Source organism: Halorubrum sp. ARQ200 (assembly GCF_005435115.1).
GTDB classification, from domain to species: domain Archaea; phylum Halobacteriota; class Halobacteria; order Halobacteriales; family Haloferacaceae; genus Halorubrum; species Halorubrum tropicale.
The window spans coordinates 99780-126272 of sequence record NZ_SGTZ01000008.1 but is presented as its reverse complement, the minus strand read 5'-3'; the positions used below and the strand labels follow the sequence as shown (position 1 = coordinate 126272).

Genomic DNA, 26493 nt, shown 5'->3' with positions numbered 1-26493 from the left:
GGCGGAAGTGGTCCGGCGGGGGGCGAGCCGATTTTAGTCCGTATTTGAGGCTTCAACAAATATATATTTCTTTGGGGTCGGTGCGAGCGAGTCGCATTATTCCGGCATCTATTACCGGTTCTCAGGCCACCTCGGTAGTGACATGGCCACAGAAACTGCGACTGCGACCGACGTACCGACCGAGACCGGACGCTGGCAGGCGGGCGTGACCGGCGGCATCGTCGGAGCGCTCGCCTTCGGCGCGATGATGTCGATACTGACGCCCGGCGTCCTCGAGATGGGGATCCCGGCGATGTACGGCATCGCGGGGCCCGCCGGCGCCCTCGGCTGGGTGATCCACGTGTCCCACGGCGCGATCATCGGTCTCGGACTCGTCGCGATCGCGAGCCTGAGACCCGCTCTCGGCGACTCGATCGGGACAGGCGTCGGCGCCGGCGCGGGCTACGGCCTCGTCGTGTGGGTCGCGCTCGCCGTCGTCGTGATGCCGATCTGGCTGGGCGCCGTTGGCTTCGCGGGCGCGCCTCCGCTGCCGAACGTCGGAGTCGAGAGCCTCGTCGGCCACGTCGTCTACGGCGCAGTCCTCGGGGGCGTCTACTCGGCGATGGCGAACTGACCGCTGCGACGGGACCCCGTTTTTTAACCCCTCGTATCGCCGATCCGTAGCAACGAATGTTCGACGAGATCCTCGAGAAGTTCGAGGGGTCACCCAGCCAGCAGGCGGTGATCCGGCTGTTCCTGGAGCGCGGCTTCTCGGTCAACGAGGAGGGCCGGGTCGTCTCCGGCGGGATCGAGATCCCGTACACCGGCATCGCGCGCGAGCTCGACGTCGACCGCCGCGTCGTCGACTCGACGACGGACGCGATCCTGGCCGACCCCGAGCTGAAGCGCATCTTCACCAACATCTCGTCGGTACCGAGCCTGATGGACTTAGCGCCCGTCCTGGACCTCACGGTGCTCACCATCGAGGTCGCGGCCGCCGACGAGGCCGGGATCGTCGCCGAGGTGACCGGAATCCTAGCCGACCGCGGCGTCTCGATCCGACAGGTGCTGAGCGAGGACCCCGAGTTCACCGACGACCCGAAGCTGTACGTGATCACCGACGCCGACCTGTCGGGCGACCTGCTCGTGGAGATCCGCGACCTCGACTACGTCCGCCGCGTCGGCTTCTGAGGCCCCCTCGGTCGGCGTCGCGACCGCCCGGCTGACCAGTTTCACCGGCCGGTTGGGGCGTCCGCTCCGGCGAGTCCGTTCGAGAGCGAGCGAACCGCGAGCGAGCGGACTCGCCGCGTCCGTTTCACTTTCACTCGGGTGTAAACCAGTCTTTATACCCGATGGCGAACAAGGACCGTGTACATGCCAGAAGACGAACTCGAGGACCTCCCCGGCGTCGGCCCGGCGACCGCGGACAAGCTCGTGGACAACGGATTCGAGAGCTACCAGTCGATCGCGGTCGCGAGCCCCGGCGAGATGTCCAACACCGCCGACATCGGCGAGTCGTCCGCCGCGGACATCATCAACGCCGCCCGCGACGCCGCCGACGTGGGCGGGTTCGAGACGGGCGCGAGCGTGCTTGAGCGCCGCCAGGAGATCGGCAAGCTCTCCTGGCAGATCGACGAGGTCGACGACCTCCTCGGCGGCGGCATCGAGACCCAGTCGATCACCGAGGTGTACGGCGAGTTCGGGTCCGGCAAGTCGCAGGTCACCCACCAGATGGCGGTCAACGTCCAGCTGGAGCCGGAGAACGGCGGCCTCGACGGCGGCTGTATCTTCGTCGACTCCGAGGACACGTTCCGCCCGGAGCGGATCGACGACATGGTCCGGGGGCTCGACGACGAGATCCTCGCCGACGAGATGGAGCGCCGCGAGATCGAGGGCACGCCCTCGGACGAGGAGGCGTTAGCGGCGCTCGTCGAGGCGTTCCTCGACCAGATTCACGTCGCGAAGGCGTTCAACTCCAACCACCAGATCCTCCTCGCCGAGAAGGCGAAGGAGCTTGCCGGCGAACACGAGGAGACGGAGTGGCCGATCCGGATCGTCTGCGTCGACTCGCTCACCGCGCACTTCCGCGCGGAGTACGTCGGCCGCGGCGAGCTCGCCGAGCGACAGCAGAAGCTCAACAAGCACCTCCACGACCTGATGCGCCTCGGCGACCTGTACAACACCGCCATCCTCGTCACCAACCAGGTCGCGTCGAACCCGGACTCCTACTTCGGCGACCCGACCCAGGCGATCGGCGGCAACATCCTCGGGCACGCCTCCACCTTCCGGATCTACCTCCGGAAGTCGAAGGGCGACAAGCGGATCGTCCGCCTCGTCGACGCGCCGAACCTCGCCGACGGCGAGGCCGTGATGCGCGTCCAGAACGAGGGGCTGAAGCCCGAGTGACCGGCGGGTCGGTCTCCCCGCGGGCGGCGCGTCGGGCGGGCGGCTCGCGCGGATCGGACGGGCGGTCGCCCGACCGCGCGGCCGGTTGACGAACGTCAACTTTCTTCGAACGCCGCCGAAACGCCCGATATCGACAGGTAGGGGGCCTTTTTCACCGGTAGACGCGATTTGGCTGTGGCGATTTTTGCCACGACCGCCCGCGCCTCGGCGCGATGCGCCGGATTCCACCCGATCGGCGGCGAAATAACAACTTTTTGATAATACGTCCGTTCGGTTCTCTCGCAACGATTGCCGCGGAATCCCGCGTTAAACATCCTTATATTACATATCCTCGTCTTTATATCTGACGTGCGGCGTATTATCAAACATATTTTTTGAGAAACCCAACTCGAACGTTTATATGTGGGCGTTCCCGGGAGTCGAGACGTGATTCAACGCATGAACACGAGCGAAACACGGTTCGAACCAGACGCGCGTTCAGTAGAGGTGGGTGAAGCGTGACGGCCGGCGTCCTCGCGGCGATCGACCCGAGCACGTTCGCGTCCGCGATGAACGGAACGTGGATCCTCGTCGTCACCTTCCTCATCTTCTTCATGCACGCCGGCTTCGCCATGCTGGAGGCGGGCCAGGTACGCTCGAAGAACGTCGCGAACCAGCTGACGAAGAACCTCCTGACCTGGAGCGTCGGGGTGACGGTGTTCTTCCTCATCGGCACGGCGTTCACGAGCCTCGTGAACGGGTCGGCGGGGATCACGTCGGCGGCGGGCGCGCTGTTCTCCGGCGGCGAGATGGCCGTCGAGCCCGGCGTCGTCGGCCCGTACGTCAACTGGCTCTACGGCGCCGTCTTCGCGATGACCGCCGCGACGATCGTCTCCGGGGCGGTCGCGGGGCGCGCGAAGCTCCGCGCGTACGTCACGTACACGTTCCTGCTGGCCGCGGTCATCTACCCGGTGGTCATCGCGTTCACCTGGTCGGCCTCCAGTGACGGGCTCGTCGCTCAGCTGACCGGCGTCGCGTTCCACGACTTCGCGGGCGGCATGATCGTCCACGGCATGGGCGGTATCGCGGGCCTCACGGCCGCGGCCGTCCTCGGTCCGCGGATGGACCGCTACGCGAAGGACGGCTCGACGAACGTCATCCCCGGCCACTCGCTGACGTTCGCCGTGCTGGGGACGCTCGTCCTCGCGTTCGGCTGGTACGGCTTCAACGTCGGCACGGCGTCCGTCGTCAGCGGCGGCGTGTTCAACACGCTGACGCTCAACCTCGTCGCGATGGGGACGACGATCGCGATGGCGTCGGGCGGGATCGGCGCCGCGCTCGTCGTGTGGCTCAAGACCGGGAAGGTCGACACGCTGTACGTCGCGAACGGCCTGCTCGCCGGCCTCGTCGGCATCACCGCCATCCCCGACACCACGGCGTGGTGGGGCGCCGTCGTCGTCGGCGGCCTCGCGGGCGCGCAGCTCCCGATCGTCTTCGAGTTCGTCTCCGACACGCTGAAGATCGACGACGTCTGCGCGGTGTTCCCGGTCCACGGGAGCGCGGGCGTGCTCGGCACGCTGCTGTTCCCGTTCGTCGCCGCGCCGGGCCAGCTCAGCGCCGGCATCGGCGCGCACTTCGTCGCCCAGCTCGTGGGCGTGGTCATCATCGGCGGCTGGACGATCACCGCGACCGCCGCGGTCTGGTACGTGCTCAAGGCGTCCGGCGAGGCGCGCGTCACGCCGGAGCACGAACAGGAGGGGCTCGACATCTCCGAGCACGGCGTCGAGACCTACCCCGAGTTCGGCGGCGACCGCGTCGCCACCGACGGCGGCCCGTCCGTCGTCGACACGACCGAGTCCGACGGCGGGTCGCCGCGCGCCGACGGCGGCGCGGAGGCGGGCACGCAGATCAAGATGGTCACGGCGGTCGTCCGGCCCGACAAGCTCGGCGACATCAAGCAGGCGCTCGCCGAGGTGCAGGCGCCGTCGCTCACCGTCACGAACGTCTCCGGTCGCGGCTCCCAGCCCGCGAAGACCGGCCAGTGGCGCGGCGAGGAGTTCACTGTCGACCTCCACCAGAAGGTGAAAGTCGAGGTCGTCGTCGCCGACATCCCGGCCGACGAGGTCGCGAACGCCATCGCCGACGCCGCGAAGACCGGCGAGGCGGGCGACGGCAAGGTGTTCATTATGCCCGTCGAGGACGCGCTACAGGTCCGGACGGGCGCGACCGGTCCGGAGGCGGTGTAGGCGCGCGACGCGCGGTCCGACGGGTCGTTTTCTCGGCGTCCGAAGCGGTTCGCCCGGTTCGGCAACTACTTTCAGCCCGACGCCCCAACCGATCGGTATGAACCACGAGCGCTCGCGCGGGCTGTACGACCGCGCGCTGTCGGCGATGCCCGGCGGCGTCAACTCCTCCGTCCGGGCGACGATGCCGCATCCGTTCTTCGTCGAGCGCGGCGACGGCGGCCACGTGATCGACGCGGACGGGAACCGCTACGTCGACTGGGTGATGGGGTACGGGCCGCTGCTGTACGGCCACGACCTCCCCGACCCGGTCGAGGCGGCGGTCCAGTCCCACGTCGCGGAGGGGCCCATGTACGGCGCGCCCACGGAGGTCGAGGTCGAACACGCCGAGTTCGTCGCTCGCCACGTCCCCAGCGTGGAGTCGATCCGCTTCGTCAACTCCGGCACGGAGGCGACGGTGTCGGCGGTGCGGCTCGCCCGCGGCCACACCGACCGCGACAAGATCGTCGTGATGCAGGGCGGCTACCACGGCGCGCAGGAGTCGACCCTCGTCGAGGGGTCGCCGGGGGACGCGCACCCCTCGACGGCGGGGATCCCCGAGTCGTTCGCCGAACACACCCTGCCGATCCCGTTCAACGACCCGGCGGCGGCCAAGGAGGTGTTCGCGGAGCACGGCGACGACATCGCCGCCGTCCTCGTGGAGCCAATCTTAGCCAACATGGGGATCGTGATGCCCGTCGACGGCTACCACGAGACGCTGCGGGACCTCTGTGACGACCACGGCTCGCTTCTGATCTTCGACGAGGTGATCACCGGGTTCCGGGTGGGCGGCCTCGGCTGCGCGCAGTCGAAGTTCGGCGTCACCCCCGACGTGACGACGTTCGGCAAGATCATCGGCGGCGGCTTCCCCGTCGGCGCCATCGGCGGGAAGGCGGAGATCGTCGAGGGGTTCACCCCGGCCGGCGAGGTGTTCCAGTCCGGGACCTTCTCCGGGCACCCGGTGACGATGGCCGCCGGGAAGGCCGGCCTGGAGTACGCCGCCGAGAACGACGTGTACGAGCACGTCAACCGCCTCGGTCGGAAGCTCCGCGAGGGGATCGCCGAGATCTGCGCCGAGCGCGCGCCGGAGTACACCGTCGTCGGCACCGACTCGATGTTCAAGACGGTGTTCACCCGCGAGGCGCCCGACGACGTCGACGCCTGCTGCGCGGGCGGCTGCCGACAGGACCCCGACTGCGCCCGGTACGACGCCTGCCCGAAGACGGGCGCCGACGTGGCCGACGCCGCGACCGACCGCTGGGAGCGCGTGTTCTGGCAGGAGATGAAAGACCGCGGCGTGTTCCTCACCGCGAACCAGTTCGAGTGCCAGTTCACCTCCTACGCGCACACCGAGGAGGACGTCGAGAAGACGCTGGCGGCGTACCGCGAGGCGCTGTAGTCGGGCGGACGCCCTCGGGAACCGGTCCGGCAAGCCTTGCGACGGTCGAGCGGTGCAGAACAGTTTTATACCGGAGATCGGATACGTACACGTGATGACCGCAGCGGCTCGTCTCGACGCCGCCCTTCTCCGAGACCGACGAGCCCTGCGACCGCGACGAGACGTCCGACCGCCGCGACCGGCCTCCGGCGCGGCGCGACGACGAGGCCCTTCGGGCCAGTAATCCTCACCTCTCGTCGCGTTCGCGCCGCTCCGTTCCGAAGAGTCTCGACTCCGCGTTCCGCGAGCGGCCGCTTCGCCTTTTTCTTACAATATTTAAACCGCTGAATTTAAGGGCGTAGGGAGGGTGTACTCTGGTAATGACGAGCGTTGCACTCGCGTTCAGCGGGGGACTCGACACCACGGTCTGCGTACCGCTGCTGAAAGAGGAGTACGGCTACGACGAGGTCATCGGCGTCAACGTCGACGTCGGCCAGCCGACGGAGGAGTTCGACGAGGCAGAAGAGACCGCGGAGGCGCTGGGGCTCGACATCCACGTCGTCGACGCGAAGGAGGAGTTCGCGGACCTCTGTTTCGATGCGGTGAAGGCGAACGCCAGCTACCAGGGCTACCCGCTCGGCACCGCCCTCGCGCGTCCGGTCATCGCCGAGGCGATCCTCGGCGTCGCCGAGGAGCAGGGCTGCGACGCCATCGCGCACGGCTGTACGGGGAAGGGCAACGACCAGCTCCGCTTCGAGGCGGTCTGGCGCGGCTCCGACCTCGACGTGATCGCGCCCGTGCGCGAGCTCGGCCTCACCCGCGAGTGGGAGATCGACTACGCCGCCGAGAAGGACCTTCCCGTCGAGGCCGGCGACGGCGGCGTCTGGTCCATCGACGAGAACATCTGGTCGCGCGCGGTCGAGGGCGGGAAGCTGGAGAACCCGGACTACGAGCCGCCGGAGGACATCTACGAGTGGACCGCGGAGCCCGAGGGCGAGACCACCATCGAGGTGACGTTCGAGGCGGGCGTCCCGGTCGCGGTCGACGGCGAGGCGATGGACCCGGTCCCGCTCATCCAGCACCTCAACGAGTACGCCGGCGGCTACGGCGTCGGCCGCACCGACGTGATGGAGGACCGCATGCTCGGGCTGAAGGTGCGCGAGAACTACGAGCACCCGGCCGCGACCGTCCTCTTGACCGCCCACCAGGCGCTCGAAGACCTCGTTTTGACGAAGAACGAGCGCTCGTTCAAGAAGGGGATCGAGCAGGAGTGGTCCGAGAAGGCCTACGAGGGGCTCGTGTTCGCGCCCGTCGTCGACGCGCTGAACGCCTTCGTCGACGAGACGCAGGACGTGGTCACCGGCACGGCGACGGTGAAGGTCTCGGGCGGCGACTGCCGCGTCGTCGCGCGCGACTCCGAGTACGCCGTCTACTCCGAGGAGATGGCCTCGTTCAACACCGAGGACGTGGCGGGCATCGCGCAGTCCGACGCGACGGGCGTCGCGAAGTACCACGGCCTCCAGGAGCGCCTCGCGAACGACGTGAAGGCGAGCGTCTCGAAGCCCGAACTGGCCACCGACGGATCCGGTGAACCGGACGCGACGGACGACGGGAAGTAGATGACCGACGACGATCCCGACGCCGCGGCGGACGCCGACGGCGGAGCGAGCGGCGGGAGCGACACCGCCGTCCGCCGCGACCGCTTCAGCGGCGGCCCCGCCCGCGAGTTCCTGTCGAGCCTCGCGGCCGACGCGGCCATCTTCGAGGCGGACCTCGCGGTCGACCGCGCGCACGTGGTCATGCTCGCGGAACAGGGGATCGTCGACGACGCGGTCGCGGGCGAGATCCTCGGCGCGCTCGACGCCGTCGAGGCCGCCGGGCACGGCGAACTCCCCGCCGGCGAGGACGTCCACGAGGCAATCGAGACCGCGGTCATCGACCGGGTCGGCCCGGACGGCGGCCGGATGCACACCGCCCGCTCGCGCAACGACGAGGTGGCGACGTGTATCCGCTACCGCCTGCGCGATGACCTGCTCGACGCCGTCGAGGCGACGGTCGCGGCCCGCGAGGCCCTCGTCGAGGTCGCCGAAGAGCACGCGGAGACGGTGATGCCGGGGTACACCCACCTCCAGCCGGCCCAGCCGACGACGGTCGGACACTACCTGCTGTCGTACGAGGGCGGGCTCGCGCGCGACACGGAGCGGCTGCTCGACGCGTACGACCGCGTGAACCGGTCGCCCCTCGGCGCGGCCGCGTTCGCGGGGACCCCGTTCGACGTCGACCGCGACCGCACGGCGGCGCTGCTCGGGTTCGACGGGACGGTCCGCAACTCGATGGACGCCGCCTCCGCGCGCGACTTCCTCGCGGAGTCGGCGAGCGCGCTCGCGACGCTCGCGACGACGCTGTCGGGGCTCGCGGAAGACCTGATCGTCTTCTCGAACAAGGGCGTCGTCGAGCTGGCCGACGCGTACGCCTCCACCTCCTCGATCATGCCCCAGAAGAAGAACCCCGACACGCTGGAGCTGACCCGCGGCGTGGCGGGCGACGCGATCGGCGAGGCGACCGGCACGCTGAGCCTGCTGAAGGGGCTCCCGCGCGCCTACAACCGCGACCTCCAGCGCGCTCACGCGAGCGTCTTCGAGGTCGCGGGCGACGTGCGGGAGGCGACCGAGGTCGCCGCGGGCGCGGTCGCGACCGCCGAGTGGGACGAGGCGGCGCTCGCGACGGCCGCCGGAGAGGGGTTCTCGACGGCCACAGGCGTCGCCGACCTGCTCGCGACCGGCGGGTTACCCTTCCGGACGGCCCACGAGGTCGTCGCGGCCGCGGCGGAGACGGTCGCGGACGACGACTCGCCGGCCGCGGCGGCCGCAAAAGTTGACGAGGCCGCTCGAAAGGTGACGGGCGAGCCCCTCTCCGCGTACGTGAGCCGCGAGGACGTGGAGTCGACGCTCGACCCGGCCGAAAGCGTCGCGAGCCGCGACTCCGTCGGGGGACCGGCGCCCGACGCGCTCGCCGACGCGCTCGCCGACGCCGAGGCGGGGATCGAGGGAGACGAGGCCGCGCTGACGGCCGAGCGCGACGCGCTCGCCGACGCGAGCGAGGCGCTGGACGCGGAGGTCGACCGCTATGTCTGAGCCGCGACGCCCGCGAGGTCGGCGTCGGCTCGGTCGGGACCGACCCGACCGACGACGACGACCGTCCCCGTAGGGGGACATACTTACTACCGAGATCTGACATTCGATCTCGTCACGCCGGTATTTCGCCGATATTGTTCCGTTAGCGGCCGATCCACTTTGTATAAATTATCTTACAAGTTCGAAGCCTTTATGCCCGTTCACGGCGGAGATGTGGGCACGATGACGAGCGACACCGACACCCTGACCGCGGAGGACCCGATCACGGGCGAGGAGATCGAGATCCCGGCCGACGTCGAGGTCGGCGAGATCATCGACAGTCCGGTCACCGGGACCGAACTGGAGGTCATCTCGCTCGACCCGGTCGTCTTGGAGGAGGCGCCGGAGCTCGAGGAGGACTGGGGCGAGTAGATGGCGACGACCGCCACGGCCGCGACACGCGAGTGGTCGACATGCGCGTAGGGGTCCTCTACTCTCGGATCCGGAAAGACGAGAAGCTCCTCCTCGACGAGCTCCGCGACCGGGGCCACGCGGTCGAGAAGATTGACATCCGGAAGGAGCGGTTCGGGCTGGAGTCCACGACGGCGGCGGTCGACGACCTCGACCTCGTCGTCGACCGCTGCCTGTCGACGAGCCGGTCGCTGTACGCGACCCGCTTCCTCGACAGCTACGGCGTCCCGGTGGTGAACTCCCCCGAGACGGGCGACGTCTGCGCCGACAAGGCGAGGAACTCGCTCGCGCTCGCCGAGGCGGACGTGCCGACCCCGGCGACGGAGGTGGCGTTCACGAAGGAGGCCGCCTTGGAAGCGATCGAGGAGTTCGGCTACCCGTGCGTCCTCAAGCCGGTCACCGGTTCGTGGGGCCGGCTGATGGCGAAGATCGACTCGCGCAACGCCGCCGAGGCGATACTGGAACACAAGGAGACGCTCGGCCACTACGAGCACAAGGTGTTCTACGTCCAGGAGTTCGTCGACAAGCCCGGCCGCGACGTCCGCGTCCTGGCGGTCGACGGCGAGCCGGTCGCGGCGATGACGCGGTCGTCCGACCACTGGCTCACGAACGCCGCGAAGGGCGGCGAGACGGAGTCGTTCGGCCTCGACGAGCGGGCGACGGAACTGGTCGAGAAGGCCTCGGACGCGGTCGGCGGCGGCATGCTCGGCGTCGACCTGATGGAAGTGGGCGTCGACGCGGACGCCGACCCCGCCGAGGGCGGCGCGGAGGACTACACCGTCCACGAGGTGAACCACACCGTCGAGTTCAAGGCGCTCGACGCGGCCACCGACGTGGACGTTCCGGCGCGGGTCGTCGACTGGCTGGAGGCGAAAGCGGGCGAGTTCGCCGAGGGATCGGTCGCGGGGGTGGACGCGTGAACACGACCGACGGCGGCGACGCGACCGCGGAGACGTACACCGCGAGCGTCGTCGGCGGCACCGGCTTCACCGGCGGCGAACTGCTGCGGCTCCTCGCCGGCCACCCGGGATTCGAGGTCGTCCAGGCCACCTCGCGGTCGGCCGACAACATGACCGTCGGGCGCTCGCACCCGAACCTGCGCGGGCTCGACCTGCGGTTCTCGGACCCCGACGACCTGGCGTCGGTCGACGTGCTGTTCGCGGCGACGCCCCACGGCGTCTCGATGGGCCGGATCGACGAGTTCCTCGAGGCGGCCGACACGGTCGTCGACCTCTCGGCGGACTTCCGGCTCCCCGAGGCCGACGCCTACGACGAGTGGTACGACGGCCACGAGTCGCCGGAGTACCTAGAGCGCGCCGAGTACGCGCTCCCGGAGCTGAACCGCGAGAACCTGCCCGGCGCGGACCTGATCGCCGGCGGCGGCTGTAACGCGACCGCGACGATCCTCGGGCTGAAGCCGCTAGTCGACGCGGGCGCGCTCGGTCCCGAGGCCGGCGAGGTCGTCGTCGACGTGAAGGTCGGCTCCTCGGAGGGCGGCGCCGGCGGGGGCGCGGCCTCCTCGCACCCGGAGCGCTCGGGCGTCGTGCGCCCGTACGCGCCCACCGGCCACCGCCACGAGGCGGAGATAGAGGCGTACCTCGGCCTCTCGGTCTCGTTCACCGTCCACGCGGTCGACATGGTGCGCGGCGCGAGCGCGACCTGCCACGTCTTCCCCGACGAGCCGGTCTCGAAGGGGGACCTGTGGGGCGCGTACCGCGACGCCTACGCCGACGAGCCGTTCATGCGGATCGTCTCGGGCGGGGGCGGCGTCTACCGCTACCCCGAGCCGAAGTCGGTCGCCGGGACGAACCACGGCGAGGTCGGCTTCGAGCTCGACCCCGGGAACCGGCGCGTCGTCGTCTTCTCGGCTATCGACAACATGACCAAGGGCTCGGCGGGCCAGGCGGTCCACGCGGCGAACGTCGCGCTCGGGCTGCCCGAGACCGCCGGCCTCGAGTTCGACGGGCTCCACCCGGTGGGGTCGCCATGAGCGGGGAGCGGACCGGCGGCGCGGCCGCCGACGAGCCCCCGGTCGTCGTGAAGGTCGGCGGCGCGAAGGCGGTCGACCCCGCCGGCGCGGTCGGCGACGTGGCGCACCTGACGGCGAACGGCCGCGAGGTCGTCGTCGTCCACGGCGGCTCGACGGTCGTCGACGAGACGCTCGAACGGCTCGGCATCGAGCCCGAATACGTCGAGTCCGCCTCCGGCGTCACCGGTCGCTTCACCGACGCGGCGACGATGGAGGCGTTCGCGATGGCGATGGCGGGCAAGCTCAACACCGAGCTGACGGCGCGGTTCCGGTCGGCCGGGGTCGACGCGGTCGGCCTCTCGGGCGTCGACGGCGGGCTCCTCTCCGGGCCCCGCAAGTCGGCGGTCCGCGTCGTCGAGGACGGCAAGCGGAAGATCCGCCGCGGCGACCACTCCGGAACGATCGAGTCGGTGAACGCCTCCCTGCTCGCCGGCCTCCTCAACGACGGCTACACCCCGGTCGTCTCGCCGCCGATGGCGGGCGACGAGGGCGACGGCGAGGTGACCCCCGTCAACGCGGACGCCGACCGCGCGGCCGCGGCGGTCGCCGGCGCGCTCGGCGCCGACCTCGTCCTCCTGACCGACGTGTCGGGCGTGTACGCCGACCCGGACGACCCCGAGACCCGCATCGACGCGGCCGCGACGCCCGAGGATCTGGCGGCCGTCGAGGACGCCGCCGAGGGGTTCATGGGCAAGAAGGTGATGGCCGCGACGGAGGCGCTCGAGGGCGGCGCCGGCCGCGTCGTGATCGCGGACGCCAACGTCCGCGACCCGGTCGTCGCCGCGCTCGGCGGCGAGGGGACCGCAATCGAGCGGTCCGCGCTCGGCGACGGCGCGGGCGACGACGCCGGCGGCGGCGAGGCCCCCGAGGAAGGGGGTGAGACCGCGTGAGCGGCTTCGTCTTCTCCGAGAAGCCGATCGAGATCGCCTCGGGCGACGGGGTCCACCTCACGGACGCGAACGGCACCGAGTACCTCGACTTCGGCGCCAGCTACGCCTGTACGCCGGTCGGCCACTGCCACCCCGAGGTCGTCGACGCCGCGACGAGCCAGCTGGAGGAGCTCATGTACGTCCAGGCGTCGTACCCGCACGCGGCGCGGACGGCGCTGTACGAGCGGCTGGCCGAGCTCGCGCCCGTCGACGTCGACAACGTCTGGCTCTGTAACTCCGGCACGGAGGCGAACGAGGCCGCGCTGAAGTTCGCCCGGCACGCGACGGGCCGCGAGAAGATCGTCGCGACCACGCAGGGGTTCCACGGCCGGACGATGGGGACGCTCGCGACGACCTGGAAGGACAAGTACAAGCAGGGGTTCGGCCCGCTCGCGGGCGGCGTCGAGTTCGTCGAGTACGGCGACGCCGACGCGATGCGCGAGGCCGTCGACGAGGACACCGCCGCGGTCATCCTGGAACCGCTCCAGGGCGAGGGCGGGATCAACCCCGTCCCGACCGAGTACCTCCAGGCCGTCCGGGTCGCGACCGCGACGAGCGGCGCCGCGATGATCCTCGACGAGATCCAGACCGGGCTCGGCCGGACCGGGTCGATGTGGGCCGCGGAGAATCACGACGTGGTCCCGGACATCCTCACGACCGCGAAGGGGCTCGGCAGCGGGCTCCCGATCGGCGCGACGCTGTGCCGCGACTGGATCGCCGCGGACGCCGGCGACCACGGCTCGACGTTCTCCGGCGGCCCCGTCGTCTCCGCGGCGGCGGGCGCCACCCTCGACGTGATCGAGCGCGAGGACCTGCCCGCGCACGCCGACGAGGTGGGGTCGTACCTCCGCGGCGAGCTCCGGGACCGCCTCGGCGACGACGTGCGCGACGTGCGCGGCGACGGGCTGATGGTGGGGATCGAGGTGCGCCGCGGCTCGAACCGGCTGCTGCGCGACCTCGCCATCGAGCACCAGATCCTCGCGCTCCCCGCGGGGCGGACCGTGCTCCGCCTGCTCCCGCCGCTGACGATCGAGCGCGAGCACGCCGACGCGGTCGTCGACGCGATCGAGGAGGTGATCGGCTGATGGCGGCCGGGAAGGGACGTGAGGCCGACGCCGCGTCCGAGGAGGGCGGCGACGTGGTCGCCGGCGGCAGCTACCCGGCGGCCTGCGACACGCCCGCCCGGAAGCTGCTGTACGACATGGTCTCGATCCCCTCGCCGTCGGGCGAGGAGGAGCGGGCCGCGGAGCGGCTCGTCGACTTCTTCGAGGCGAACGGCCGGGAGGCGTGGATCGACGACGCCGGGAACGTCCGCGCGCCGGCGGACGACGCCGTCCTCCTCACCTCCCACGTCGACACGGTGCCGGGCGACATCCCCGTCGAGGTGCGGCCGGCGCCGCCCGAGGGCGAGCTGCCCGAGCCCTCGGACGTGCGCGTCGGCGATCCCGGCGACCCCGTGCTGTGGGGCCGCGGCGCGGTCGACGCGACCGGCCCGCTCGTCGCGATGGCGGTCGCGGCGGTGAAGACGGGCGTCTCGTTCGCGGGCGTCGTCCGCGAGGAGGTCGACTCCGGCGGCGCGCGCGCCCTCATCGGCGACCGCGACGCGCCCGAGGCGGTGATCAACGGCGAGCCGTCGGGCTGGCGGGGGATCACCCTCGGCTACCGCGGCCTGCTGGAGGGGACGTACGTGAACACGAGCGAGTCGGGCCACTCCTCGCGGCCGGAGCCGAACGCGATCCAGCACGCGATCGACTGGTGGCACGGCGTCGAGGAGACGTTCACCCCCGACGACGACGAGACCGCCGTCTTCGACCAGGTGACGACGAAGCCCATCTCGGTCGACGGCGGCCTGAGCGGCGACGGGCTCGCCGTCGAGGCGACGATGGACGTCCAGCTCCGGGTCCCGCCCTCGCGGCCGGTCGACGAGATCCACGAGCTGGCGGAGGCCGAGCTGACCACCGGCTCGGTCCACTGGGGCGAGCCGATGCCGCCGGTGATGGAGAGCCCCCGGACCGACCTCGCGCGGGCGTTCCGCGTCGCGATCCGGGGCGCCGGCGGCGACGTGCGCCTGCTCCGGAAGACCGGCACGAGCGACATGAACCTCTTCGCGGCTGCGTGGGACTGCCCGATGGTCACCTACGGCCCCGGGAACTCCGACCTCGACCACGCGCCCGACGAGCGGCTCCCGCTGCCCGACCTCGACCGCGCCGTGTCCGTGCTGACCGAGGTCTGCCGCGAGCGACGCTGACCGACCGCCGCGACCTTCGAACTCGACCGGTCTCCAACGACACCACACCACCCAACGATGCCACTCGCCACCGACGACTTCCTCGACATCGACGACGTGACGCCCGCCGAACTGGACGCCCTGCTCGACCGCGCCGCCGCGATGAAGGCGGGCGAGACCGACCCCCGACTGGCGGACGCGACGCTCGGGATGATCTTCGAGAAGCCCTCGACGCGCACCCGCGTCTCCTTCGAGACCGGGATGACGCGGCTCGGCGGCCACGCCATGTTCCTCGGCCCCGACGACATCCAACTGGGCCACGGCGAGCCGCTGCGCGACACCGCGCGCGTTCTCGGCCGCTACGTCGACGGCGTGATGGCGCGCCTCTTCGACCACGCGGACGTCGAGGTGCTCGCGGAGTACGCCGACTGCGCCGTGATCAACGGACTCACCGACGAGGCGCACCCCTGCCAGACGCTCGCGGACCTCCTCACGATCCGCGAGACGGTCGGCGCGGACGCCACGGTGGCGTGGGTCGGCGACGGCAACAACGTCGGGCAGTCGTTCGTCGTCGGCGCGGCGATGGCCGGGATCGACGTGGAGGTGGCCACCCCCGCCGACTACGGGATGAACCCCTCCGTCTTCGACCGCGCCGCCGAGTTCGGGCTGGACGTGACGCCGACGACCGACCCCGAGGCCGCCGTCGAGGACGCCGACGTGGTGTACACCGACGTGTGGATCTCGATGGGCCAGGAGGACGTGCGCGACGAGAAGCTCGCCGCCTTCGACGGGTTCCAGGTGAACGCCGACCTGCTCGCCGGCACCGACGCGAGGGTGATGCACTGCCTCCCCGCGCACCGCGGCGAGGAGATCACCGACGACGTGCTCGAATCCGACCGCGCGCTCGTCTGGGACCAGGCGGAGAACCGGATGCACGCGCAGAACGCCCTGCTCGTCGAACTGCTCGGCGACGACTGAGGCCTGCGGGCGCTCGGCGGGCGACGCGTCGGGGGGCCGCCGCGTCCTCACTGACGCCGCGGCGGGTCGCGGTCGTCCATGAGGAAGCCGCTGTCCTGATGCGGGTCGAAGTACACCTCCAGCGCGCGGAGGGCGCCCACGTACGCCGCGATCGCGGCGAACACGAACGAGACCGCTGCCGGAACGAGGAGACCGAGGACCATACGCGACCGTTCGCTCGTCCGGCGACAAAGGCGTATCGACGGCGCGCGCCCGTGAGCGGCCGCCGGTGGCGGCCGCGAACAGCACCGCGCGAGGGAGTCGGCCGACCGGAGGGAGGCCGACGAGGCTGGGGAGGCGCGAGGTGCGGTCTGTGCGGAGCGGGACGCAAAGGGGCAGCCGTGAGCGGGCACGGGCCTTCACGAGGGTAACCGCTCGTGAGCCAATCAGAACGCTCCGCGCTCTGATGACGACGGCAGCCCGCAGGGAGCGAGCAGCGCGAGCGACTGAGGAGCACAGCGAGCGTGCGCCCGTCTCACGGCGGGGGCATTGGCGGTGTCCGCCGACGGTCCGTTATCACGGCTCCGTTGAAACCCTAAAGAACGGATAGGATCGCCGTGCGAGATACAGAGGATGTATCTGACGAGACGGGTATGGGAAGATACTTTTTGAAAAGGACAAAAACCGACGTATGAATCGTCGTGCCCTCCTTGCCTCGCTCGCTACCTATGGGGCCGCCTCGACGTCCGGGTGTCTAGATAGTCTCGCGGGGATTCCGAACGAGTCGTTCCAACTTGGCTACGTCGCAGTTCACAACTCCACCGAGAACGCTCACCAGATTGCAATTCGGGTGAGACGCGACGGCACAAACGTTCACCGTTCGACACACGATGTGGCCGGACAGGACGGGGCCGTCGTCGAGAGCGCGATTCCGGAGTGCGACTGGGAGAGTGCCCGTGGACGATACGAAGTCGATGTTCGAGTCGACGATAGCGACTGGGTTACCGAGTCGTTCCAAGGGTACGAGACAGACGGTGGCGACTGTTCGATTGCAATTGCCGAGGGCACGCTCTGGGAAGGAGAACGCCTCGACTTCGGCTACCGCCGAGCGTGTGATTACGATAATCCTCCTGATGGTCTTTGTTCGTTTGACTCGTGATGCACTCGCGCTCTCTATGCAGCACAGCTCTAAAGACATATCACCTACTGAGGGGTTCAACGAAGCCAAACGAGCGACAGCGCCTGGATCTAATTCCCGGTCCAGCGCAGTATCGCGAGCGTCCCCTCGAAGAGGGCGATCATCGTGAGCGTCACGATGATCGGCGCCATCCCGGTCGGGTCCGGGCTGAACAGGAACGCGATCCCGAGGAACGTCCCCCAGAAGATCAGCCGCTTCGCCTCCAGCCACTGCCGGGTGACGAGGTTCATCATGATCGCGAGCATGATGAAAAGCGGGATCTGGAAGACGATCGCCATGAACGCGAGCATGATGACGATCAGGTTGAACGTCTCCGCGAGCCCGAAGGCGATCGTCGCCGCGTCGGAGGTGTAGGTGGTGAAATACGAGAAGATCGCTGGCAACACGAGAAAGTGCGCGAAGGCGATTCCGATCCCGCCGAGGATGAGGCTCGTCGGCACCGCCGCGAGGTAGTAGCGCCGCTCGGTCTGGTACAGCCCCGGCCGCATGAACCGGTACGTCTCGTAGACGAACGCCGGGAGCCCGACCACGACGCCCGCGAGGCCGGCCACCTTCAGCCGGGTGAGCGGGAGTTCGAGCGGGCCGTACAGTCGCGGCCGGTTCTCCATCGGCGCCGGGATGTGGTAGCTCCAGAAGTAGTTGATGAGCTCCGTCGACTCGGTGACGACGACGAGCGTCGCGAGGCCGCCGATGAGGAACACGACCGCGAGCCGGCGCATCATCTCCTCGATGTGCACGGCGAGCGGCATCTCCTCGTCCGTCTCGGGGCCCTCGATCCCGTCGAACGGCTCGTCGTCCTCGGTCGTCGGCACGCCGGCGGTCGCGGGGTCCGCGGCCTCGGCGGTCGTCGCCGGGGTGCCGCCGTCGCCGGCGGCCTCGGCGTCGTCCACCGTCGCGTCGTCGGCCGACAGTTCGCCGTCCGCAGACGCCTCGTCGTCCGCAGACGCCTCGGCCTCGACCGACTCCTCGTCGGCCTCGTCACCGTCGTCGAGCGCGGCCGACCGACCGGCGTCCTCGGCCTCGACCACCTCGTCCGGGTCCGAGAGCGTCTCCGGCGACCCGTCGTCGTCGCCGTCCGTCTCGCCCGCCGCGGAGTCGTCGTCGCCGTGGGTCGACCCGACCTCGGGCTCGACCTCGGGTGTCACCTCGGACTCGACGCCCGCGGACGGCTCCGCGTCGGTCTCGGACCCGTCGTCGACGGCGCCGTCGCTCTCGGGTTCGGCCTCGTCGGTCGACCCGTCAGCGGCGGCCGAGTCGTCGTCGCGCGACCGGTCCGAGTCGTCCATTCAGTTTCCCTACGCGACCGGGCGGTTATCAACCTTTTCGGATAGCGGCGCCGCGCGGGACCGATCGGCGTCGCTCCGCGGGCCGTCCCGGAACGGCGCCGGCGGCGGCGCCCGCGGTCGAAAAGGTTGATAACGGCGACGGCCCTCGCCCTCCGTATGGCGAGCGCCCTCGACGAGGACACCCAACGGTCGATCGCGGAGGGCCAGGAGACGGCGAAGGCGTTCCTTCGCTCGATCCAGAAGGACCTCCAGAAGGTGTTCGTCGTCTTCCTCATCGGCTTCCTCGCGACGTTCTGGGCGCTGCGCACGTACATCTGGGACCGGCTCCGCGAGGTGACGGAGTCGAACATGAGCGCCGCGGTCGCCGAGGAGGCCGACATCATCGCGACGACCCCGTTCGAGGTGATCCTCCTCCAAGCGAAGATCGGACTGATCGTGGGCGCGATAACCGCGATCCCGCCGCTGATCTACGTCACCCGCGACGAGCTCCGCGCCCGGGGGATGTGGCCGCAGTCGCCGATCGCTCGGTGGAAGCTCGCGCTGCTCGGGCTGCTCGGCGCCGGCCTGTTCTCCGCCGGCGTCGCCTACGGCGTCTTCGCCTTCTTCCCGCTGATGTTCGGCTTCCTGGCCGAGTTCGGCCTGGAGGCCGACATTCAGCCGACCTACGGGATCGTGATGTGGACGGAGTTCATCGTCTTCCTCTCGCTGTCCTTCGGGCTCGCCGGACAGATGCCCCTCCTCATCACCGGGCTGTCGTACGCGGAGATCGTCCCGTACGAGACGTTCCGGGACAAGTGGCGCTACGCGGTCGTCGCCATCTTCGTGTTCGGCGCCGTCTTCTCCCCGCCGGACCCGTTCACGCAGCTCCTGTGGGCGTTCCCGCTGGTCGCGCTGTACGGGTTCAGCCTCTACCTCGCGAAGCTCGTCGTCACGGCCAAGCGGAGCTCCGACCGCATCCACGTGCTCGGCGCGGTCCGGGACCACTGGAACGTCGTCGGGGGCGCGACCGTCCTCGGCGGCGCGCTCGTGTACGGCTTCTACGAGTACGGCGGCCGGACCGCGGTCAACGACCTCCTGCGGCTCGCGGGGAGCACCCGCCGCTTCCTCGCGCCGGGCGAGGGGCTCGGCCTCGACCCCGCCACCGCGCTCTGGGTCTATGCCGCCCTCTGGGCGCTCGCGTTCGCGGCCGTCGCGACGCTGTGGGCGGTGTACACCGACCTCGACACGACGAGCGCGGGCGCGCAGTACGGCGACCCGACCGCGATCGACGTGGGCGAGCTCGACGCCGCGGGGGTGCGGGCGGCCCCCGCGGACGCGTTCGCCGAGATGGGCGAAGAGGAGTCGCTCGCGCTGGCGCAGGCCGCGATCGACGACGACGACCCGGAGAAGGCGCAGGCGATCCTCGACCGCTACGACGAGGTGAACGAGGGGAGCGACGACGACGGCGAGTCGGACGCGAGCGACGCCGACGCCGCGGGCGACGCCGGGGACGGCGGCGACGGGCTGGTCGGCTCCGTCCAGAACCGGACCTCGCGCGCCGGCTCGACGTTCCTCGCCGAGCTGACGGACGGCAACGAGGAGGCGGCCGAGGACGACATCGGCGGCTACTACAAGGACCTCAAGTTCATCTTCGACTCGCTGCGCACGCGGTCGTTCCGGATCGTCGCGGTGTTCGGCGCCGTGATGGCGGCCGCGTTCACGTGGCTGTACCTCGGCGGCCTCGGCACCGTCCGCGCCGACCTCGAACGGCGCGTGCCGGCGGAGGTGGAGGGCGGGATCAACATCATCACGCTCCACCCGGTCGAGGCGCTCATCTTCATGGTGAAGTTCTCGGTGATGCTCGGCATCTTCGCCGCGTTCCCCGTCGCCCTCTACTACGCGTGGCCCGCGCTCCGCGAGCGCGGCTTCGTCGCCGGGCGGATCTACCAGGTGTACCTCTGGGCGGGCGCGCTCGGCGCCGGGATGATCGGCGGCTTCGCGCTCGGGTACACGACCATCGCGCCCGGGATCATCGGCTGGCTCGTCACGGACGCGCGCCTCGCCGACATGGTCATCACCTACCAGGTGAGCGACTTCCTCTGGCTCGTCATCTACACCACGATCGGGATCGGCTTCCTCGCGGACATCCCCATCGCGATGGTGCTCCTCAACAACGCGGGCGTCCCGTACCGCGTGTTCCGGGAGCGCTGGCGCGAGGTGACGATCGGGATCATGCTCGTCGCGGCGGTGTTCACCCCCGCCGACGTGATCACGATGTTCCTCGCGACGATCCCGCTAATGCTGGCGTACGGGATCGGCGTCGGCGTCCTCTTCCTCGTCACCTTCGGCGGGCGCCGCGACCTCTCGCCGCCCGCGGAGTTCATCGGGGAGTGAGCCGCGCGCGCGCTCGGCGCGGTCGCCGGCGGCAACGGCCTCGCGAGGCCCCCGCGACCGACGACTATTCCCGCGCGCGCCCGCAACGGCAGAGTAGAAATGAGCAAGGACTACATCGAGGTCCGCGGCGCCGAGGAGCACAACCTCAAGGACCTCGACGTCCGGATCCCGCGCGAGGAGTTCACCGTCGTCACCGGGCTCTCGGGCTCGGGGAAGTCGTCGCTCGCGTTCGACACCGTCTACGCCGAGGGGCAGCGGCGCTACATCGAGTCGCTGTCCGCGTACGCCCGCAACTTCCTCGGACAGATGGACAAACCGCAGGTTGAGTCCGTCGAGGGGCTCTCGCCGGCCATCTCCATCGACCAGAAGAACGCCGCGAACAACCCCCGGTCGACGGTGGGGACCGTCACGGAGCTCCACGACTACCTCCGCCTGCTGTACGCCCGGATCGGCACGCAGTACGACCCGGTCACCGGCGAAGAGGTCGGCGAGCAGTCCGCCCAGGACATGGTGAACCAGATCCTCGACCTCCCCGAGGACACCCGCGCGAAGATCGCCGCGCCCGTCGTCCGCGACCAGAAGGGCGCGTTCGAGGACCTGTTCGAGGAGCTGGTGTCGGACGGGTACAGCCGCGTCGAGGTCGACGGCGAGCCGGTCGACCTCACGCTCGACGACCCCGAGCTCGACGAGAACTACGACCACACGATCGACGTGATCGTCGACCGCGTCACCGTCTCGCCGGACGCCCGCTCGCGGATCACCGACTCCGTCGAGACCGCCCTCGAAGCGGCCGGCGGCGTCCTCAAGCTGATCGTCCCGGACCCGCCCGAGGACGTGCCGTTCGCGTCGAACGCGCGCTCGACGGGGTCGCTCGCGGCCGATGCCGACGGCGACGACCGGCTCGTCGTGGAGTTCTCCGAGGAGCTCGGCAACCCCAACTCCGACGTGCAGTTCTCCGCGATCGAGACGCGCTCGTTCTCCTTCAACAGCCCGTACGGCGCCTGCCCCGAGTGCGAGGGGATCGGCTCGACGAAGGAGGTCGACGAGGACCTCGTGATCGAGGACCCGTCGAAGCCGCTGAAGCACGTGTTCGAGCCGTGGAGCTACGACCGCACCTACTACTCGCGACAGCTCGACAACGTCGCCGACCACTTCGGCGTCGACCTCGACGCGCCGTTCGAGGAGCTCGACGAGGAGATCCGGCGGCAGTTCCTCTACGGGACCGACGACCTGGTCCACTTCGAGTGGACGACGAAGAACGGCACCCGCGAGAAGACCGAGCGGTTCGAGGGCGTCATCCCGAACCTGGAGCGCCGCCACGTCGAGACCGACTCCGAGCGCGCCCGCGACCACATCGAGGAGTACATGGCCGTGACGACCTGTCCCGAGTGCGAGGGGACGCGCCTGAAAGAGCAGTCGCGGCACGTCCTGGTCGCGGGCACGTCGATCACCGAGGTCAACGAGCTGTCGATCGCCGAGGCCCGCGAGCACTTCGAGGGGATGGAGGCGGAGCTGACCGAGCGCGAGACGACCATCGCCGAGGAGATCCTCAAGGAGATCCGCGCGCGCCTCGGCTTCATGGAGGAGGTCGGCTTGGAGTACCTCACCCTCGACCGCGAGGCGTCGACGCTGTCGGGCGGCGAGAGCCAGCGCATCCGGCTCGCGACGCAGGTCGGGTCGGGGCTCGTCGGCGTGCTGTACGTCTTGGACGAGCCCTCCATCGGGCTCCACCAGCGCGACAACGACCGGCTGCTCGACACCCTCGAAGGGCTCCGCGACCTGGGCAACACCCTCCTCGTCGTCGAGCACGACGAGGAGACGATGCGGCGCGCCGACGAGATCATCGACATGGGCCCCGGCCCGGGCAAGCGCGGCGGCGAGGTCGTCGCCCAGGGCGACTTCGACGAGGTCGTCGCCGCCGAGGAGTCGGTGACCGCCGACTACCTCGCGGGCCGGAAGGGGATTCCGGTGCCCGACGAGCGGCGCGAGCCCGAGGGCGAGCTCGTGGTGCGGGGCGCCCGCCAGCACAACTTGAAGGACTTGGACGTGCCGATCCCGCTCGGCACGCTGACGACGGTCACCGGCGTCTCCGGCTCCGGGAAGTCGACGCTCGTCAACGACATCCTCTACAAGGGGCTCGCCCGCGAGATGAACGACAACACCTCGGTCGACCCCGGCGCACACGACGCGATCGAGGGGCTCGACGACGTCGAGACGGTGCGGCTCATCGACCAGTCGCCGATCGGGCGGACGCCGCGCTCGAACCCCGCCACGTACACGGACGTGTTCGACCACGTCCGCGAGCTGTTCGCGGAGACGAAGCTCTCGAAGCGTCGCGGCTACGAGAAGGGGCGCTTCTCGTTCAACGTGAAGGGCGGGCGCTGCGAGGAGTGCGGCGGGCAGGGCACCGTCAAGATCGAGATGAACTTCCTCTCGGACGTGTACGTCCCCTGCGAGGAGTGCGGCGGGGCCAGGTACAACGACGAGACGCTCGACGTGGAGTACAAGGGGAAGACCATCGCCGACGTGCTCGACATGAGCGTCGCGGAGGCCCACGAGTTCTTCGAGAGCCACCGCGGGCTCGAACGCCGGCTGAAGCTGCTGAAGGACGTGGGGCTCGGCTACATGGAACTCGGCCAGCCCTCGACCACGCTCTCGGGCGGCGAGGCCCAGCGCGTGAAGCTCGCCGAGGAGCTCGGGAAGCGCGCGACCGGCGACACGCTGTACCTCCTCGACGAGCCGACGACGGGCCTGCACAAAGAGGACGAGCGCAAGCTGATCGACGTGCTCCACCGGCTCGTCGACGCCGGCAACACCGTCGTCGTCATCGAGCACGAGCTCGACCTCGTGAAGAACGCCGACCACGTGATCGACCTCGGCCCCGAGGGCGGCGACGGCGGCGGCGAGCTGGTCGCGGACGGCACGCCCGAGGAGATCGCCCACGTGGACGCCTCCCACACCGGGCGCTACCTCCGGGACATGCTCCCGAAGGTCGACCTCGAAGGCCCCCGCGACGACCGCCGGAAGCCGGCGGTGGCCGACGACGACTGAGACGCCCCACCGCGAGCCCGGCGTCTACCCTCGAAGCGGGCGGCGACCGGACGTCCCCGTCACCCTCGCGACGGCGAGGAGCGCGATCAGGTCGGCGGCGAGCGCCGCGATGACGCCGAATCTGAACAGGACCAAGAGACCCAGTACCGCCACGGCGAGCCCGACCGCGGCGCGACGAGCGCGGCCACGGTCGGGGAGCGAGCGGGACACCTGAGCGCCGACGCCGGCCTGCGCCGCGAAGAGGAGGACGCCGAACGGGGACACGGCAGGCATACGGCTCGGTTCCGACCGAGCCTGTATGAATATGTCGGCGCGGGGGAAGCATCCGGAGCGGGCGGGGTGACCCCCGCGACCCGCATCTTGATGCTGCGGCGCGTCGTCCCCCGGTCATGCGAGAGATCACGACGGACGACGTGCCGGAAGCGCTCGGCCCGTACTCACAGGGAATCGTCTCCGGCGACACGGTCCACGTCTCGGGGAAGACGGGCGTGGACCCCGACACGGGGGAGGCGCCCGAGTCGGTCGGCGAACAGACGACGCAGACGCTCGAAAACGTCGCCGCGATCTTAGCGGCGGCCGGGACGACCCCGGACGCGATCGTGTCGGCGACCGTCTACCTCACGGACATGGACGACTACGACGCGGTGAACGAGGCGTACCGGTCGTTCCTCTCGGACCCGTACCCGGCGCGGACCTGCGTCGAGGTGTCTCGGCTCCCCGCGCCGCTCGACGTGGAGATCACGGTCACGGCGGAGCTCGACGGCGACTGAGGCCGGCAGAACGCGGCGGCGCGAACGGCCGAGCGCGGCGGCCCCGCCCTCAGAACTTCTCCAGCAGGTCGCCGTAGAACTCGCCGCCGCGGTCGTCCGCGAGCTTCTCGACGATGAGCTCCGGCGTCGAGCGCGCGAGGTGCCCCTTCTTCGGCGAGCGGTTCACGCGCAGTTCGCCGTCGACGAGCCCCGCGGCCTCGATACCGTCGACCGCGACCGCGAAGTCGGCGGCGTCGCGTATCTCGCGGGCCAGGTGGGAGACGAAGACCGCGGTGGCGTCCTGGTCGTCGAGCGCCTCCAGGATGCCCGCGATGATCTTCGCGGAGGCGCCCGGCTCCGTGATCGACTCCAGCTCGTCGACGAGGACGAGCCGGCCGTCCGCGCCGTCGACGAGGTCGCCGAAGTCCCGCAGCGTCGCCTCGAACGCGCCCGCGTCGAGGGTCCCCTGCGACTTCGCGTAGTAGTGGATCTCCTCGAACCGCTCGACGGTGGCCGACTCGGCGGGCACGGGCATGCCCATCTGCGCGAGGACGACGACCAGCGCGACCAAGTCGAGCGTCGAGGTCTTGCCGCCGGAGTTGACCCCGGACAGGAGCGTCGCGCCCGAGACGGCGTAGTCGACGGGCTCGACGGCGGCGAAGTCGACGTCGAGCAGCGGGGAGCGGCCGCCCTCGATGCGGAAGCCGGCGTCCGCGTCGGCCGCCTCCGACCCGACGACCGCCGGCATGACGCAGTCGAAGTCGTCGGCGAACCGCGAGATAGCCAGCTCCACGTCGAGTTCGAGGGCGTCGCGCACGAGCTCCTCGACCGGCTCGCGGAGGTCGCCGAGGTCGCTCGCGAGCTCGGCCTTCAGCGTCGCCGCCCGCCGGTCGCGAGCCGCCGACAGCTCCGTGCGGAGCCGCGAGACCGCGCTCTCGTCGTGGTCGACCGGGAAGGAGGGGTCGCCGCCGAAGACGCGCTCCGCCAGCTCCGCCTCCTCGGGCTCTAAGCGGAGCGCGTCGGCGAGGTGCTCGCGGGCGGCGTCGACCGCCGCGTCGTACTCGTCGGCCAGCTCGCGGTCGAGCAGCGAGTCGACGCGGGCGCCCTGCTCGACCAGCGAGAGGAAGTCGGTCCCCTCGATGGTGACGTCGCGCTCGCGGATCGCCTCGCGCAGCCGGTCGTCGGCGACGGACGCCGCCGTCGACACCGCGGCGTCAAGGTCGTCGACGGCGACCGTCAACCGGTCTAACTCCGCGTCGCCGGCGATGGTGCCGTCGTCGTCGAGCCGCGAGAGCGCGTCGCGCAGGCGGTCGATGTCGACGGGGGGGTCGCCGTCCGAGACGGGGTCCCCGGCCGCCGCGGCGGCCTCGTGGACCGCCGCGGCCGCCTCCAGCCGCTCGCGGTTCTCCGCGAAGAAGGCGAGCAGGCGCTCCGGGACCGTCTCCGCGGGGGTCTCCAGCGCGTCCGGGCGCACGCTCACGTCGCCCTCCACGTCGAGGCCGGCGAACGACTCGTCTAAGACGATCACCGAGGCGTACGACCGGCCGAGCTCGGAGACGTCACGGGCGTCCTCGACCGTCTCGACGGAGAGCTCGGGCACCTCGGCCTCGGCCCGCGCGAGCGTCTCGGCGTCGGCGCTCGCGAGGCACCGGTCGCGGACGCGCACGGTCGGGGGGTCGGCGAGCGGCGCGCAGTCCGCGAGCGCCTCGCGGACCGCCGGGTCGGGGTCGCGCTCCGTCGCGGCGGCCGCGAACGCCTGGGCCTCGTCGATGCGCGAGGCGGACGCGCTCGGGTAGAACGTCTCCAGTCGCTTCGCGGCGTAGTCGGTGACGGTCCGCTCGCGCAGCAGGTCGATCGCCTCCCGGTACAGCTCGCGGGCCCGGTCGGTGGCCAGCACCCGCCCGTCGTCGCCGTGGCGGCGGCGGATCGCCCCGCGCGCGATGCGGGCCGCGCGGGCCTCGTTGACGCCCGGCGCGCGGGCGATGGCGGCCACGTCGCCGGACTCGACGGTCGCGGCCGGGTCGTCGAGCTCGCGCAGGGCCGCGGCCGTCTTGGCGCCGACGCCGGGGATCGCCTCCAGATCCAT

At 70.5% G+C, this 26493-nt stretch carries 23 protein-coding genes; 18 read left to right on the top strand and 5 right to left on the bottom strand.

The features are described 5' to 3' along the window. Window positions 1-142: 142 nt before the first annotated feature. From EXE50_RS11150 to radA, 3 genes are all read left to right on the top strand, one after another. A complete protein-coding gene (locus EXE50_RS11150; RefSeq protein WP_121599926.1) occupies window positions 143-613 on the top strand; it encodes a histidine kinase in 471 nt (156 codons plus the stop codon). A gap of 56 nt (window positions 614-669) precedes the next feature. Next, entirely contained in the window at window positions 670-1170 is a 501-nt protein-coding gene (locus tag EXE50_RS11145; RefSeq protein ID WP_053770355.1) for an ACT domain-containing protein, read from the top strand. A gap of 183 nt (window positions 1171-1353) precedes the next feature. After that, the gene (gene radA, locus EXE50_RS11140; protein ID WP_053770354.1) at window positions 1354-2385 is read left to right on the top strand and encodes a DNA repair and recombination protein RadA; all 1032 of its coding nucleotides are present in this window, start codon (window positions 1354-1356) and stop codon (window positions 2383-2385) included. Window positions 2386-2480: 95 nt separating this feature from the next. On the opposite strand, the gene EXE50_RS11135 is transcribed toward radA, so the two are convergent. Further along, window positions 2481-2699, bottom strand: coding sequence for a hypothetical protein (locus tag EXE50_RS11135; protein ID WP_137705116.1), 219 nt, complete (start codon window positions 2697-2699; stop codon window positions 2481-2483). Window positions 2700-2882: 183 nt separating this feature from the next. Between EXE50_RS11135 and EXE50_RS11130 the strand changes: the two genes are divergently transcribed. From EXE50_RS11130 to argF, 11 genes are all read left to right on the top strand, one after another. After that, window positions 2883-4610 carry an ammonium transporter gene (locus EXE50_RS11130; protein WP_199241354.1) on the top strand — a complete coding sequence of 576 codons (1728 nt, stop codon included), beginning with the start codon at window positions 2883-2885 and terminating at the stop codon, window positions 4608-4610. A gap of 97 nt (window positions 4611-4707) precedes the next feature. After that, on the top strand, window positions 4708-6045 hold the full coding sequence (locus EXE50_RS11125) for a glutamate-1-semialdehyde 2,1-aminomutase (RefSeq protein ID WP_053770352.1): 1338 nt from the start codon (window positions 4708-4710) through the stop codon (window positions 6043-6045). Between the two features lie 359 nt (window positions 6046-6404). Beyond that, window positions 6405-7643, top strand: a complete 1239-nt coding sequence (locus tag EXE50_RS11120) for an argininosuccinate synthase (protein WP_137705115.1) — start codon at window positions 6405-6407, stop codon at window positions 7641-7643. After that, window positions 7644-9158, top strand: coding sequence for an argininosuccinate lyase (gene argH / locus EXE50_RS11115; protein ID WP_137705114.1), 1515 nt, complete (start codon window positions 7644-7646; stop codon window positions 9156-9158). A 222-nt stretch (window positions 9159-9380) separates the two neighbouring features. Next, window positions 9381-9569 (top strand): lysine biosynthesis protein LysW, encoded by a 189-nt coding sequence (gene lysW / locus EXE50_RS11110; protein ID WP_004599337.1) that lies wholly within the window; start codon window positions 9381-9383, stop codon window positions 9567-9569. A 41-nt stretch (window positions 9570-9610) separates the two neighbouring features. Next, complete coding sequence (lysX, locus tag EXE50_RS11105) at window positions 9611-10528, top strand: lysine biosynthesis protein LysX (protein ID WP_137705113.1); 918 nt, start codon at window positions 9611-9613, stop codon at window positions 10526-10528. Next, window positions 10525-11598: an N-acetyl-gamma-glutamyl-phosphate reductase gene (argC, locus tag EXE50_RS11100; protein ID WP_137705112.1), complete on the top strand. Its 1074-nt coding sequence runs from the start codon at window positions 10525-10527 to the stop codon at window positions 11596-11598. Before lysX ends, argC begins: the two co-directional genes overlap by 4 nt. Continuing rightward, a complete protein-coding gene (locus EXE50_RS11095) occupies window positions 11595-12527 on the top strand; it encodes an acetylglutamate/acetylaminoadipate kinase (RefSeq protein ID WP_137705111.1) in 933 nt (310 codons plus the stop codon). Before argC ends, EXE50_RS11095 begins: the two co-directional genes overlap by 4 nt. Then, window positions 12524-13651: an aspartate aminotransferase family protein gene (locus EXE50_RS11090; protein ID WP_137705110.1), complete on the top strand. Its 1128-nt coding sequence runs from the start codon at window positions 12524-12526 to the stop codon at window positions 13649-13651. Before EXE50_RS11095 ends, EXE50_RS11090 begins: the two co-directional genes overlap by 4 nt. Further along, on the top strand, window positions 13651-14814 hold the full coding sequence (locus EXE50_RS11085) for a [LysW]-lysine hydrolase (RefSeq protein WP_137705109.1): 1164 nt from the start codon (window positions 13651-13653) through the stop codon (window positions 14812-14814). Before EXE50_RS11090 ends, EXE50_RS11085 begins: the two co-directional genes overlap by 1 nt. 57 nt (window positions 14815-14871) lie before the next feature. Continuing rightward, window positions 14872-15771 carry an ornithine carbamoyltransferase gene (argF, locus tag EXE50_RS11080; RefSeq protein ID WP_053770345.1) on the top strand — a complete coding sequence of 300 codons (900 nt, stop codon included), beginning with the start codon at window positions 14872-14874 and terminating at the stop codon, window positions 15769-15771. A gap of 47 nt (window positions 15772-15818) precedes the next feature. Here the strand turns inward: argF and EXE50_RS17470 are convergent, their stop codons facing one another. Beyond that, window positions 15819-15974, bottom strand: a complete 156-nt coding sequence (locus EXE50_RS17470; RefSeq protein WP_199241355.1) for a hypothetical protein — start codon at window positions 15972-15974, stop codon at window positions 15819-15821. A gap of 467 nt (window positions 15975-16441) precedes the next feature. Between EXE50_RS17470 and EXE50_RS11075 the strand changes: the two genes are divergently transcribed. Then, the gene (locus EXE50_RS11075) at window positions 16442-16909 is read left to right on the top strand and encodes a hypothetical protein (RefSeq protein WP_137705108.1); all 468 of its coding nucleotides are present in this window, start codon (window positions 16442-16444) and stop codon (window positions 16907-16909) included. 89 nt (window positions 16910-16998) lie between these two features. Here the strand turns inward: EXE50_RS11075 and EXE50_RS11070 are convergent, their stop codons facing one another. Further along, entirely contained in the window at window positions 16999-18234 is a 1236-nt protein-coding gene (locus EXE50_RS11070) for a twin-arginine translocase subunit TatC (RefSeq protein WP_137705107.1), read from the bottom strand. A gap of 156 nt (window positions 18235-18390) precedes the next feature. On the opposite strand from EXE50_RS11070, the gene EXE50_RS11065 reads away from it, so the two are divergent. Next, on the top strand, window positions 18391-20607 hold the full coding sequence (locus EXE50_RS11065; RefSeq protein ID WP_137705106.1) for a twin-arginine translocase subunit TatC: 2217 nt from the start codon (window positions 18391-18393) through the stop codon (window positions 20605-20607). A gap of 99 nt (window positions 20608-20706) precedes the next feature. Next, on the top strand, window positions 20707-23658 hold the full coding sequence (uvrA, locus tag EXE50_RS11060) for an excinuclease ABC subunit UvrA (protein WP_137705105.1): 2952 nt from the start codon (window positions 20707-20709) through the stop codon (window positions 23656-23658). 24 nt (window positions 23659-23682) lie between these two features. Here the strand turns inward: uvrA and EXE50_RS11055 are convergent, their stop codons facing one another. After that, window positions 23683-23931, bottom strand: a complete 249-nt coding sequence (locus EXE50_RS11055) for a hypothetical protein (protein ID WP_137705104.1) — start codon at window positions 23929-23931, stop codon at window positions 23683-23685. 116 nt (window positions 23932-24047) lie between these two features. On the opposite strand from EXE50_RS11055, the gene EXE50_RS11050 reads away from it, so the two are divergent. Then, window positions 24048-24428: a RidA family protein gene (locus EXE50_RS11050; protein ID WP_137705103.1), complete on the top strand. Its 381-nt coding sequence runs from the start codon at window positions 24048-24050 to the stop codon at window positions 24426-24428. Window positions 24429-24477: 49 nt separating this feature from the next. On the opposite strand, the gene EXE50_RS11045 is transcribed toward EXE50_RS11050, so the two are convergent. Further along, window positions 24478-26493, bottom strand: a complete 2016-nt coding sequence (locus EXE50_RS11045; RefSeq protein ID WP_137705102.1) for a helix-hairpin-helix domain-containing protein — start codon at window positions 26491-26493, stop codon at window positions 24478-24480.

Bases quoted from the DNA above. Each gene is read 5' to 3' on its own strand.
- lysX (WP_137705113.1), top strand. From the start codon at position 9,611: ATGCGCGTAGGGGTCCTCTACTCTCGGATCCGGAAAGACGAGAAGCTC.
- EXE50_RS11150 (WP_121599926.1), top strand. From the start codon at position 143: ATGGCCACAGAAACTGCGACTGCGACCGACGTACCGACCGAGACCGGA.
- EXE50_RS11050 (WP_137705103.1), top strand. From the start codon at position 24,048: ATGCGAGAGATCACGACGGACGACGTGCCGGAAGCGCTCGGCCCGTAC.
- EXE50_RS11135 (WP_137705116.1), bottom strand. From the start codon at position 2,699: ATGTTTAACGCGGGATTCCGCGGCAATCGTTGCGAGAGAACCGAACGG.
- argH (WP_137705114.1), top strand. From the start codon at position 7,644: ATGACCGACGACGATCCCGACGCCGCGGCGGACGCCGACGGCGGAGCG.
- EXE50_RS11095 (WP_137705111.1), top strand. From the start codon at position 11,595: ATGAGCGGGGAGCGGACCGGCGGCGCGGCCGCCGACGAGCCCCCGGTC.
- EXE50_RS11065 (WP_137705106.1), top strand. From the start codon at position 18,391: ATGGCGAGCGCCCTCGACGAGGACACCCAACGGTCGATCGCGGAGGGC.
- EXE50_RS11085 (WP_137705109.1), top strand. From the start codon at position 13,651: ATGGCGGCCGGGAAGGGACGTGAGGCCGACGCCGCGTCCGAGGAGGGC.
- EXE50_RS11055 (WP_137705104.1), bottom strand. From the start codon at position 23,931: ATGCCTGCCGTGTCCCCGTTCGGCGTCCTCCTCTTCGCGGCGCAGGCC.
- EXE50_RS11045 (WP_137705102.1), bottom strand. From the start codon at position 26,493: ATGGATCTGGAGGCGATCCCCGGCGTCGGCGCCAAGACGGCCGCGGCC.
- EXE50_RS11125 (WP_053770352.1), top strand. From the start codon at position 4,708: ATGAACCACGAGCGCTCGCGCGGGCTGTACGACCGCGCGCTGTCGGCG.
- argF (WP_053770345.1), top strand. From the start codon at position 14,872: ATGCCACTCGCCACCGACGACTTCCTCGACATCGACGACGTGACGCCC.
- lysW (WP_004599337.1), top strand. From the start codon at position 9,381: ATGACGAGCGACACCGACACCCTGACCGCGGAGGACCCGATCACGGGC.
- EXE50_RS17470 (WP_199241355.1), bottom strand. From the start codon at position 15,974: ATGGTCCTCGGTCTCCTCGTTCCGGCAGCGGTCTCGTTCGTGTTCGCC.
- EXE50_RS11120 (WP_137705115.1), top strand. From the start codon at position 6,405: ATGACGAGCGTTGCACTCGCGTTCAGCGGGGGACTCGACACCACGGTC.
- EXE50_RS11145 (WP_053770355.1), top strand. From the start codon at position 670: ATGTTCGACGAGATCCTCGAGAAGTTCGAGGGGTCACCCAGCCAGCAG.
- radA (WP_053770354.1), top strand. From the start codon at position 1,354: ATGCCAGAAGACGAACTCGAGGACCTCCCCGGCGTCGGCCCGGCGACC.
- EXE50_RS11075 (WP_137705108.1), top strand. From the start codon at position 16,442: ATGAATCGTCGTGCCCTCCTTGCCTCGCTCGCTACCTATGGGGCCGCC.
- EXE50_RS11070 (WP_137705107.1), bottom strand. From the start codon at position 18,234: ATGGACGACTCGGACCGGTCGCGCGACGACGACTCGGCCGCCGCTGAC.
- uvrA (WP_137705105.1), top strand. From the start codon at position 20,707: ATGAGCAAGGACTACATCGAGGTCCGCGGCGCCGAGGAGCACAACCTC.